Annotated in this window: 2 protein-coding genes; both read left to right on the top strand. The window is 40.7% G+C overall.

What is annotated here, in order from left to right; genetic code table 11:
- Positions 1-29 precede the first annotated feature (29 nt).
- Positions 30-4,385 carry a MupA/Atu3671 family FMN-dependent luciferase-like monooxygenase gene (locus A596_RS21895; RefSeq protein WP_084128042.1) on the top strand — a complete coding sequence of 1,452 codons (4,356 nt, stop codon included), beginning with the start codon at positions 30-32 and terminating at the stop codon, positions 4,383-4,385.
- Positions 4,385-13,717: a hybrid non-ribosomal peptide synthetase/type I polyketide synthase gene (locus A596_RS04745; protein ID WP_039913011.1), complete on the top strand. Its 9,333-nt coding sequence runs from the start codon at positions 4,385-4,387 to the stop codon at positions 13,715-13,717. The genes A596_RS21895 and A596_RS04745 overlap by 1 nt, the downstream gene beginning before the upstream one ends.
- Positions 13,718-13,833 lie beyond the last annotated feature (116 nt).

Below are 13,833 nucleotides of genomic sequence, written 5' to 3'. Positions count from 1 at the left end.
TACATATAAATTAAAGGATAAAGGGAATAGTGGGAAATACTACTAGTAGCTTAAAATTTGCTAACAGTTGTTCTTATGTTGCGGTGGGAAAATTGGCTATAAGGCAGCCATTTATTAAGAATTCGTTAGTAAAGATCGATGGTGCTTTTCAAGAAGGTAACCCCGCCCTATTTTGCAAGCTATCATCTGATCGATTCAAAATAAAATCACCTTCTCTTGGGTTTCTGACGGCTGGATCTATCGATTCTGTACACGTTATTTCCAGGGAGCAAAAGGAATATTGGTTGCTACAAAAGATATTGGGAGAAAAGGTTAACCTAAATACAACACTCGTATTTGAAATTAATGGTGAGCTCGATAAGCAATTGCTGCGCGATGCATTTGTCGCTGTCCTTGAAAAGCATGTGGTTTTGCGGACTGTATATACAGACCGTATAAATGATATTGAAGGGAGGGTTATTAGCCCCCTGGGCTTTTCCATTGAGTTGGAATGTCTTGTAGCCCATGACAATGAATTGTCTCAATGCCATCATATCATTAAACGTGAAAATGCCAGGCTAATTGATATCGCTAATGATTTCATGTTGCGGGCAACGTTGTTGCAGCAAGGTGATAAACACCATTTCCTTATAATGACTGCGCACAATATAGCAACAGATATGTGGTCATTGTCATTAATAGTAAGTGAAATTTTTGAATTTTATTCGAACAGCACCGCGATTTACGATGATACATCCCCTAACAATTTTCCTTACTCTGCATATATTAAATGGATTGAGAGTGGTGATTCTTGTAAGTCTTCTACCAATGAACCTAAATTATATTTGGACCGCTTATGCAATCCAGCTTTAGGCTCTGCGCTTGTTGGCCAGGCCCCTGAATTGGCGATTGATCTATGTAATAAGGTTTCCATTGATACTGATATTGAAGTGACCACATTTAATAGCTTTGAATCAATTTGCGTTGGTTCAGATGTTTCGCCATTTGTTGGAATATGTGGTTTATTTTTGCTTGCTTTATCGCGCCTTACAGGTAACGAGAAAATAACAATAGCAATACCAGATCCAAATAGGTATTGGTATGAGTTTTCCAGCAGTATTGGTCCCTACGAATCGATAGCGGCTTTTGAGGTAAATGTTAGCCAACGACCAGATTTCCGGGATTTTCTATTTAGCTTCGGTCGCCAACTGCCAGGTTTTAATGAACGTGTTGGGTATGACTCCAGTTTTGCTGCTGATGTTGCCTTTGATGTGCAGGATTTCCGGCAATTTTCCCATATCGAATGCGGTAATAATCTAACGCTATCCTTTTTTAAAATGATTAAAAGTGGCGGCGCGCACAATCTCTCTTTAAGATTGATTTTTCGTGATGAAAGTATTACTGCGGAGTGGATTTATAATCCTGAAGTTTATAGAGACGATTTTGTCCGGGCATTATCAAAAAGCTTTGATAACTATCTGGTATCTGTTGTTAGCTCTGGCTTTGCAGGTAGTGTCGCTGAAAATCCGGTAAGCCCATCACCGCAAATTGAATCGCCAGTTCCTCGGCAAAATATTTATCATTTCTTCTCCGATTGTGTGGAAAAAAACCCTTCAAAAACTGCTTTGCGGTGTGATTCCCGGAATATTAGTTATGCTAATTTGTTGGCTGCCTCAAATGCAGTTGCCGAAAATATAAATCGCATTTCAGGTAATACGAAAGCGCTGATTGCAATAGTTTCTTCAGCGGCGGATGTTACTGTTTCTGCATTGCTTGGCGTTTTAAAAACTGGTGCCAGTTACATTAATGTAGACCCTTTACTTATCGATGATAGTTACTTGCGCTGGATGAAGGAAATCGGTGTTAAGATAATACTGAGTGACTCATTAAAAAACTCCGCCCTGCATTCCCAGTCATCAATTGATGTAATATTGCTGGATGAGTTTAATCGCTTATCTGAAATCAATGCCGACAAGGCTATTCTGCCGGTAAACACGCCGAATGATGTTATTGCTTTTTTTAACCTGGATGATGAAAAAAAATCATCATACGTCAGCAATTCAATAGCAATAGATACTATTGAAACAATTTGTGCGCATTATTCAATTTCTGAAAATGATAATTTTTTATCATTTAACAAATTAAACTCTGAATTATTTTTATTTGATTTGTTTGCGGCCTTTAAAGTGGGGGCATGTCTCGTTATCGCCAATGAGGGGTTGCCTGTTAATCAATGGATGACTTATGTAAATGATAATCAAATTAGTGTTTTTAATGCTACGCATGAGGATATTCAGAAATTAAGTTCAGTCACTTCCTCTACTATTGTTTGTGCCTCCCAATCCCTTAGATTGTTGTTGCTCAGTAGTGATTTCTCGGCTAGTAAATATTATAGATATTTAACTTCTCTCTTTCCAAATGCCGAATTTTTGGAGCTCCGCCATGGAAACCCCGGCGAGATTTGGCGATTAGCCTTTCCCGTATCGAGCGCGCATGTGCATAGTGGTGTTCAACGATACAGTAAACCCTTGTATCCAAAAAATGTAATTTTAAAAAATGACGACGAAATTATTTCTCCAGCTGGAGTGTGGGGCAATTTTTACGATGCTCAAATAATCGCTGTTCCAGCAAGAAAGATTCCTGTAATGAATATATTCAAACAGGCATCTCTTGTTCGACAAAACCATTTGTCGCAAAAAGGACGGTTGATGGATGATGGAACTTTTGAGTTGGTTGATTCTACTGCAGACGTTATTAGTTTTCGTCATCATTCGATAAATCGAAAAAATATAGAAGACGTTATTTGTGCTCATCCTGATGTAGAAACAGCCAAAGTGTCTGTCGTGCTAGGAGATGATGCCAAACAATACCTGGTTGCTGATGTAGTGACTAAGGAAACAAAATCCCATAGTCCAGCTAATGATAAAATTGGTTTTAGCCTTTTCTATTTTGGTACTGAATCATCCAAAGTTACCGACAGATATGATTTGTACCTAAAATCTGCAATCTATGCCGACAACAATAATTTTGAAGCGCTTTGGACTCCCGAGCGGCATTTTGGTGTTGTGGGAGCCCTTTACCCAACACCCGCATTATTGAATGCGGCCCTGGCTACCGTTACCAAACAGATAAAACTGAGAGCGGGTAGCGTTGTTGTGCCCTTGCAGCATCCAGTTCGAATAGCTGAAGAGTGGTCAGTAGTTGATAACCTTTCGAATGGTCGTATTGGTCTTGGCGTGGCAAGCGGCTTTCACCCTCGCGATTTTGTTGTGGCACCAGAAAATTTTTCCAATAGAAGGGATGTAACCGCCGAATCACTTAACGTGATATACGATCTGTGGTCCGGAAAACGCATATTGGAAAAAGATGGCAATCAAGCTAATGCTGAGATTGAAATATTTCCAAAGCCAATCCAGAAAAAGTTACCGATATGGTTAACCACAGCAGGCAGCCCTGATGCATTTAGAGAAGCAGGGCGGCAAGGTGTTAATGTTCTCACGCATATGTTGGGGCAGCCTATCGCAGACCTTAAAGAAAAAGTTGCAATATATCGAGAGGCTTTAGCGGCCGCGGGGCATGATGTGGAGAAGGGGCGGGTGACTGTTATGATTCACACGTTCCTGGGCGAAAATATTGATGAGACACTAAATAAAGCCAGGTCTCCTTTTTCGGCATACATTAGAGAGCATGCATCATTAATTCTACGTCTTTTAAAAAATCCCAAGATTTCTGTGGAGGATGTAGATGAAAAAACATTGGCGGGAATGGCTGATTTTGCATTTGACCATTATGTGCAAAAAGGTGCATTGATTGGTACGCCAGAAAGCGTCGCTCATATCGTTCATGACCTTGCGGATGCCGGTGTCAATGAAGTGGCATGTCTTGTAGATTGGATGGATGATGAGTCTGTCCTGAATGGTCTCTCGTCGTTGAACCGGTTAAAAAATTTAATTAATGATAAAAATAAATCTTTGAACTTAAGTGATTATTGCAGCGAATTTTTACCGGCCAACTCGCTTCCTGCGCAATTTAGATACAGTAAAAGTAGCTCATGTGCTATGGCTACCAATGAGGCCAATTCGCCTTTTCCTCCAAAAAAATTCGAAAGCCCATATTTTTCTCCGCGAACTGATACAGAAAAATATATGTGTGAGGTGTGGAGGAAGTATATTCCTCGGGAAAAAATTAGTATCCACGATAATTTTTTCGCTCTCGGTGGAGAAGCAATTGATGCTTTTTTTATGCTAAAGCAAATAAATGAATCAATCGGAATAAACATTCCATTTTATTATCTAGCCGAATATGGCTCTTTGGAAGCGCTTAGCGCTTGTATTGACGCATTTAAATTAAATAGCACTAATGCTGCTATTACACATGAAGAAATTATTGAGGAAGGAATATTTTAATGCCTAACCGTATATTGCTTGCCGCAGCCCAAAAAGGCATTTATTTATATCTAAAAGACGGTGCGCTCGCATACAGGGCACAAAAAGATGCCATGACACCTGATTTAAAGCTATCTATTCAGGAAAATAAGGCAGCCCTGATTAAATTATTAGAAGAGCAATCGGTAAATGAACCTAATTTAAATATTATTCCTCGTGCTAATCGCGCCGAGGAAAAACTTGTCCTCTCTTTTGAACAGCAGCGTTTATGGCTGTTAAATCAAATTGATGGCGGCTCCCACTATAATATGCCGGGTGTGTTGAGGCTTAAAGGAGAGTTGAATATAGACGCAATCAATAAGGCTTTTTCCGCTATTATTGAGCGCCATGAAAGTTTGCGAACTTTTATTCTTACTGATCAGGACGGTGAACCATATCAGTTTATTAGCCAGGCTGTACCTTATGATATTGCGATTAAGGATTTGACTCGCAATGCTGGCGACCCCTCTTTAATGGGGGGCATTATTTTAGAGGAGACCAGCAAGCAATTTGATCTTTCAAAAGATTTGATGTTGAGAGCCAAACTAATAAAGCTGGCCAGCGACGAGCATATTCTTGTGGTTACCATGCATCACATTGCTTCTGATGGCTGGTCCATGGCGATATTAATCAACGAATTTTGTGGCCTATATAGCGCCTGTATTTCTAATACACCCAATCCGCTTTTTCCTTTACCTCTGCAATATGTTGATTATGCTGTATGGCAACGAAAATGGTTAAAAAGTGAAAAATGTACTAAACAATTAAGTTACTGGCGATCCCAATTAAGTGATCTGCCTGTTGTCCATAATATTCCATTGGATCGCCCCCGCCCGGTTCGCCAAACTTTCAAAGGTAGTACTTTGGTAAGCAGCATCCCGGTGGGACTCGCTGAGCAGTTCGGTGCTTTTTGTCGCAAGCAGGGGGCCACGGTATTTATGGGCATCCATGCTGTGTTTTCGATCTTGCTGGCAAGATATAGCAATGAAACAGATATTGTGATTGGAAGCCCGATAGCGGGCAGGGACCAAGTTGAGATTAGTGGCTTGATTGGTTACTTTGGAAATACATTGGTTTTACGCAGTGATCTGTCAGACGCGCCCAATTTTTATCAAGTGCTGGAAAAAAGCAAGAATATGCTGCTGGCTGCTTATGAAAACCAGCACCTTCCGTTTGACCAAATTGTTGAAATGATACAACCGGAGCGAACATCAAGTTATAGCCCGATATTTCAAATAATGTTGGTCATGCAGAATAATGAAAAGGGAAATTTTAATATTCCGGGTGTCTCGTTAAGTTCAGAAAGTATAGGTGAAGGTAATACTGCAAAATTCGATCTCACTTTAAATATCAGTGAATCCGCAAACGGATTTAATTTAGGTTGGGAATACAGTTCAGATATTTTTAATCTGGAAACTATCCAGAATTTTTCAGAAAATTTTAATGTACTATTAGATACGCTTATTGCTGAACCGGAAAAAAATGTATTGCAAATCGGAATTTCATCGCAAGTCGAGCGGGAAATTTTAAAAAAGCAAAAAGCAAATTATGTGTCTTTTCCTGTACAGGACTGTATTCACCAGTTGTTTGAACAGCAAGCGGCTATCAATGCAAATGCTGTAGCATTAACATTTAATAATGAGTCTATGGCTTATGGAGAGCTAAATCGGAAAGCTAATAGGTTGGCACATTATTTAATTACGCAAAGGGCTATAAAACCTGACACATTGATTGGTGTCTTCTTGGATCGATCATTCGAGATGTTGATTGCTATCCTGGGGATACTTAAAGCGGGGGGAGCTTATGTTCCCCTTGATCCGGAAAGCCCTGAAGAGCGAATCCACTATATATTGAAAGATGCTTCCCTGGTTACGGTCATTACTCAACATAAATTGCTGGATAGGGTTCCCGCAATCAATGCAAGTAATGCACTTTGCCTTGATCATGATGAATTTAACACGATTCTCATGGATATGCCTGAAGAGAATCCCTGCGTGAATGCGCTTGGGCTTACCTCCGCGAACCTTGCTTATGTCATATACACATCCGGTTCGACTGGAAAACCAAAGGGTGTTTTAGTCGAGCATAGAAATGTCAGTCGGTTAATGGAAGCTGCAAAGTCCAATTTTGAATTCTCTTCTACTGATGTTTGGACATTGTTCCATTCTTATGCATTTGATTTTTCAGTATGGGAAATTTGGGGCGCACTTTCACATGGTGGGCGTTTGGTAATTGTTTCTCATGAGACTGCCCGTTCTCCTGTGGATTTTTACGGTTTGCTATTACAAGAACAAGTCACTGTATTAAACCAAACGCCTGGTGCTTTTAATTTCCTGTTACAGGAAGATGCACACCAGCGAGCTCGCTTCGCTTTGCGTTACATTATATTTGGTGGTGAAGCACTTAATCTCAGTGCACTTGAGCCTTGGTTTAATCGCCGTGGTTATAATTCCCCGTTGTTAGTTAACATGTACGGTATTACTGAAACTACCGTACATGTTACTTATCTTGCGATAACGCCGGAAATCGTCCGTGAGCAGAAATACGCAAGTTTTATCGGAAAACCGTTGTGTGATCTGACTGCGTTAGTGCTTAACACTCATGGTGGGGGCGTGCCTACTGGCGGTATTGGTGAATTATATGTTGGCGGTGATGGCGTAACGCGCGGTTACCTCAATCAGCCTGAATTAACCAATACTAAATTTGTCCAATTGCCAGGATATGAAAATAAATTATTTTATAAAACAGGCGATATTGTCAGATTGTTTGCTGATGGTTCCCTGGATTATCTGGGGCGTATGGATTCGCAAGTAAAAATCCGTGGTTACCGTATAGAGTTGGGTGAAATTGAAACAGTTTTAAATACCCATCGACACGTTAATAAAGCAGTTGTAGTTACTGAGAAAGAACTTGAAAGCAAACGTATTGTTGCCTACGTTGCTGTCGATTTTTTAAATTGTGGCGATGCCTCAGAAAAAACAACTCATTTGAAGAAAATATTGATTGATGAGTTACAGGGTATAGCAAAAGCGGCATTGCCTGGTTATATGGTGCCGGCGATATTTGTTGTATTGAATGATTTCCCGCTTACCAATAATGGAAAAATTGATCTACGAAAATTACCAAAAACAGATGAAGCACTACTTAAAGAAAATTTCCCGGCGTTACCTGGCAGTGAGCTTGAGAAAAAAATTCATACAATATGGTGTGAGTTATTGAATGTTCCTGAAGTCAGTGTAAATGTGAATTTTTTTGAAGTTGGCGGTAATTCCCTGCTGGCTGTACGGCTTCAGGCAAGGATAAGGGATGACATTGGAATTGATATCCCGGTCACTGAAATCTTTACCTACACCACAATACATGCGTTAGCTGGAGCAATTGCATCCCATGCCAATCAAGCGGATGCTAGTGCAGAGCTGGCGTCAACCCCGGCAGCTAATGAGTCACTGGATCCCAATGTTCCGATTGCCATCATTGGTATGGCCGGGCGTTTTCCTGATGCGCAAAATATCGAAGAATATTGGAGCAATCTAAGCCTTGGTTTGGAGTCTATCCAGGAATTTAGCGACGAAGAACTAAGGGCGGCGGGTATTGACCCGGAAGTATTGGAAAATCCAGCCTATGTAAAAAAAGGACATGTTTTCCATGGTTATGACATGTTTGATGCAGCGTATTTTGGATTTACCCCCAGGGAAGCCGAGATTACCTGTCCGCAATTACGCATGATGCTGGAGGTCGCATTAGAAACTTTAGAGCACGGTGGTTATGGCGATTGTAGCAAAGAGCGAAATATAGGTGTTTTTGCTGGTGCCAGTAATAGTAGATATTTCCTGGAAAATATTTTACCTAATACTGAATTGCGCTCCGCTATGGGAGCGATGGCAGTAAAAATGGGTGGTGACAAAGATTTTATTGCCACTCGATTAGCGTATAAATTAAATCTTACTGGCCCAAGCTTGAGCCTTAACACCGCTTGTTCTACTTCGCTTGTTGCAATTGCACAGGCTTGTTTAAACCTGACTGCTAATAAATGTGATATGGCTTTAGCTGGTGCGGCATCTATCTCGCAGTTTTACCCTGAAGGATACTTATATGAAGAAGGGGGAATATATTCCCCTGATGGGCATTGCCGGCCATTTGATGAGCAAGGTGCTGGTACTCGTAATGGCAACGGTTTGGGTATGGTGTTGTTGAAGCGCCTTGATAAAGCAATAATGGATGGAGATACCATTCACGCTGTTATTAAAGGCATCGGTATAAATAACGATGGTAATCAGAAAGTCGGTTATGTTGCCCCGAGCATGCCCGGGCAAGCAAAGGCAATTCGCGATGCTATTCAAAAATCCGGCATTCAACCTGATACCATTGATTATGTTGAAACCCATGGTACTGCCACTCATTTAGGTGATCCGATTGAAATATCGGCCCTATCTGCCGGTTTCGGCAACAACTCGAACCATACTTGCGCCCTTGGCAGCGTTAAAGCAAATATCGGTCATTTAGATGCTGCTGCCGGCATCGCCGGTTTGATAAAAACAATACAGGCAATTAAATATAAGCAGCTGCCGCCAAGTATTAATTTCAATAATTTAAACTCTAAAATTAATTTGGGAAACTCACCTTTCCATATAAATGTAGAGCAAAAAAATTGGCCGCATAATGGACGGCCAAGGCGTGCTGCGGTTTCTTCCTTTGGGATTGGTGGAACAAACGTCCACATGATTGTGGAAGAAAATGAATCTCTTCCTGAGACCAATTCACACAGAAATAAAAAATTGTTGCTGCTTTCAGCCAAGACAGAAAATGATATTGAAAACTTGCGCCAGCAGATGATCAACCAATTTTTAACCAACAACGCGCTTTCACTGCATAATATTGAGTACACCCTTCATGTTGGACGTGAATTCCATGATTTCCGGCAGTTTATTGTTTGTGAATCGCATGATGAAGCAATAGATTTATTAAGTAATGATAAAAATGTATTGAGCCGGAAAACGATTAACGCTGGATCTTCCTTGCCAATAATATTTATGTTTCCCGGACAAGGCGCACAATATGTCAATATGGCCAAAGGCATATATGAACAGGAACCCTATTTCCGCAATGAGCTTGATAAATGCAGCGAGCTGTTAAAGCCTGAAATCGGTGTTGATATCAGGGCGTTGCTATATCCCCAAAATGGTGAGGCCGTGGATGATATTGATAAAACCATCTATGCCCAGCCAGCAATTTTTGTTGTCGAGTATTGTTTGGCAAGATTATTGATGTCATGGGGTATTAAGCCTGCAGCGATGATTGGTCATAGTCTTGGCGAATATGTAGCTGCCTGCCTCTCTGGTGTATTTAGCCTGGCGGATGCGCTGAAAATAATAGCAATACGGGCGAGATTAATGCAGTCAGCGAAACCTGGTTGCATGCTGTCGGTTCTTTTGGAGCGCAATCAATTGGCTGATCTATTGAAAGATACTGATTGCGAGATAGCTGCTGTAAATAGCCCAACGGATATTGTGGTTTCAGGCCCTCAGGAAAATATTGAGCAACTTAAAAATAAACTTTCCGCATTGGAAATTGTTAATAAACAACTTAATACCTCCCATGCATTCCATTCACATATGATGGATGACATATTAGATACATTTAAAACGGCGTGGGAAAATATCCAGTTTGGAAAAATGACCATTCCATTTATGTCGAATCTAAGTGGCAAGCCAGCATTGGAAAGACTTGTGACAACACCTGCGTACTGGGTGAATCATTTGCGGAATTCCGTGGAGTTTTCTTCTGGCATTCTCAATCTGTCATCCGCTTCAAAAAATTTCTTCATCGAGGTTGGCCCCGGCAATGCACTGACCTCTCTTGTTAAGCGGCATCAGGGAATAGACGGAAAATTTGTGGCTCATTTGACGCGTCATCAACAAAGTGAGCTGGATGATGGTGCTCACTTACTGGAAGTTATCGGTAAACTTTGGCAGTCGGGTGTAGATATTGATTGGAAGAATTTCCATCGGTTCAATAAATGCCAGCGTGTACCATTTTCGACATATCCGTTTTCTCAAAGTCGTTACTGGATTGATGCAAAAAAACATTTGCAATCACGAGCGTTGGGCAAAAAGAAAGGTATTAAAGGATTGGCTTATGTTTCTCGCTGGAAAAAGCAAGCACTTCCTGATGCTAAGCCGGTTGGAGACTCATTCCAATATCAAAATGTATTAATATTTGTTCACAAAAATGAAGTGTGCGACGCCTTGGTAAGTGCCTTGCGTACCTCTGGAAAAAATGTGATTTGTGTCTATGCGGGTGCAGCATACTCCTCCATTTCCGCAGATAACTATTCTATTGATATAAATAGTGGCGGTGATTTTGAGGCGCTCATTAAGAGCGTAATCCTCGACGAGCATTCTCCCTGGCAAGTGGTTTATATGTGGGGATTATCACCTGCTGAAACACACCGGTCCCAAGCTGAATTTTCAGTCGATCTTTTTGAACAATCGCAAAAGCAGGGAATACAAGGCTTATTAAAATTAGTTAAAGCGATATTGGCCCAACGCTTGGATAATATTCAGCTAAATATAATTTCGGAAAACATACACCGTGTTTCAGGGTGTGAAGATATATCTCCTGCCAATGCAACCATCACCGGTTTACAAAAAGCAATGAAGCTTGAGTGTCCGGAAGTTAGCTGCTTCCAAATAGATGTAGATTCGGCAGAACTAAATAATCGCTTTTCAATTAAACGCGTTATTAACGATATTACCAATGAACTGTTGTTGGCTGAACGTGAACATGATATTGCGTTAAGGAACCATCGTCGCTGGTTGCATAATTTTGAATATGCGTATCAGGAAGATTATGCATCCTCCACTACCAGGAAAATACGTGAGGGTGGGGTTTACGTTATTACCGGTGGATTAGGGCAGGTAGGATTAAATATTGCTGAATTTATTGCCTGTGTACCAAATACCAAAATAGCACTCTTGAGCCGTTCGGCATTCCCGGCAACTGAAGAGTGGGAGAATTGGTGCTCGGAACATGGCGAAAAAGACAAGACAAGCAGAAAAATAAGAAAGCTGGAAAGGGTCTTTGCTTCAGCACGCAGTGTTGAATTATATCAAGTAGATGTCAGTGACTGCGTCCAGCTTGAAGCGATATTTTTACAAATCGAGGAAAAACTGGGCGCTATCACCGGCGTTGTGCATGCTGCCGGTCTTGCGCATGGAATTATAAAACCTATCCAGGATGTTAGCGAACGGGAATTCCTGGATCAGTATCAAACCAAAGTCATTGCATTACATGCCTTGGATAAAGTGTTGGCGAATCGCGAGATTGATTTTTGTATATTGACTTCAACACTTGCATCGGTATTGGGCGGCCTTGGTTTTTCGGCTTACGCAGCAGCGAATGCGTATATGGATGCATTTGCAAAACAGAAAAATTTACACGGCTACCAGCAGTGGACAGCGATAAATTGGGATCGTTGGGATTTTTCTGCTGAGGAGGTGGCAAACTCAGGATTATCAGCCATGGAAGGTATAAAAACTTTTGAATATGCACTGACATTTAGTGATATTCCACAGTTACTCTTTTCTAAAAGGGATATTTCAATTACTGCTGAAATTGATAAAGAAAAACCGGAAAGTACAGATGAACCTGTAAATTACTCATCGCGCACGCTTGAGAATGAATATGTAGCAGCGAGAAATGATGTTGAGCGAGACCTTGTTAAGATCTGGCAAGATTTACTGGGTGTTGAAAAGATTGGTATCCATGATAATTTGTTTGATCTCGGCGGCCACTCTTTGCTGGCGATCCAGCTTATTTCGAAAATGAAAAAAGCCGGCTATGAAATATTAGTAAGAGAGCTTATTGATTCCCCAACAATTGCTGGCGTTAGTGAAACACTGAATGCACAACAGCATGTAACCCAGGCTGCATATTTATATAAATATCAAGAAGGCGATACTGTATATAGTCTTCCAAATAAGCAATTATTGTTTAAAAGTGATTTTAATAATCATTGGAATGTGGGAACTATATTTAACATTGTTGATGCAAATGAAGAATACCTCCAGCGTGCGCTTTCCGAATTGTTACAAGAACAGGAAGGTTTAAGGCACGTATATTATCTGGATGGTGCAACTGTTAAAGAAAACGTTTTAGGCATGGATGACCTTGAGGTTATGGAAGTTGTTAACTTCACCTCTATTGAGGATGAAAACTTATCTGCTTCTATTGAAGCGTTTGCCAATAAAGTTCAGGGAAGCCTGGACCTCACGAAAAAACTCCACAAGTTTGTATTGTTTAAGTGTCCGAAAGGGCAGCCTGACAGATTCCTGTGGGTGGTTCATCACTCTGTTATGGATGGGTTTAGTGTAAATATCTTCTTTCAGGAAATATTTACTCGATACTTATCTTACGTTGCACAAGTAGAGTTTACTCCTCTGCCCAAAACTCAAACGATAGTTGAGTGGGGTAATTACCTACACCAATTTGTCAATTCGCCAGAGGTAAATGGTGACATAGAATATTGGACTAGCCGTGAATGGGATAAGGTCGGCACACTGATCGATTATCCTGATGGTTTACTGAAGAATATGGGTAATAATCCGGCTGAATATGGGAATGATTTTTCCCGAACCCGTACGCTCGCCAAAGAGTTTAGTGCAGCACTGATCGATGGTGCAGCTGTTTATAAGAATGTTACAAGTGCGGATGTCATATTTTCAGCATTCACTGCGGCGGTTGCCGGTTTTAACGGATCTTCCCATGTACGTTTTGAAATGATCGTTAATGGAAGGGATAAAATTATACGAAATGTTGATGTGGATAGAACCATCGGTTGGTTTGCTGATTGGGCTCCTATCGTGACAGAAATTGATTTTTCCAAAAGTCCACTAGAGCAGGCTGTTGATTACCACAACCAACTGGCACAAATGCCAAATGCGGGATTGACGTTCAATGCCATCAGGCATCTTTCGGAAGACGAAGAGTTGCGGTCAAATTTGAGGGCGCTTGGGAATGCCGAGTTCAATATTAATTTTGTTCCACCGGCTTTGAGAAATATGGACGAGTTAAAAAATACTAATCTTCCATTGCATTTAATAAGCGGCGCTAAAGAATCTGCAGGACAACTTGTTGGGTCGCAACGTAGTTCTATTGTGTGGCCTTCCTATATCCAAGTAGGCGTTAACCAAAATTGTTATGAATTTACCTGGATGGCTCGGGATAACATCTATAACCCCGACAACATTGAAAAAGTGTTGGAGTTATGGATATCCAATATCATTAACATCCTTGAGGAAGCTAATAAGCAATAGTCGAATACCCATCTCTTATTGAGTTGCTTGAGTGCACTTTTGAATGAGTGCACCTTTTTAAAATAATTAATTTTACAGTATGGAATTAGCGTGTTAATGGAAAGTATAAATAGTTC

It is taken from the genome of Cellvibrio mixtus subsp. mixtus J3-8 (assembly GCF_000766945.1).
Taxonomy (GTDB): domain Bacteria; phylum Pseudomonadota; class Gammaproteobacteria; order Pseudomonadales; family Cellvibrionaceae; genus Cellvibrio; species Cellvibrio mixtus_A.
This window is presented reverse-complemented; position numbering and strand designations above follow the sequence as displayed.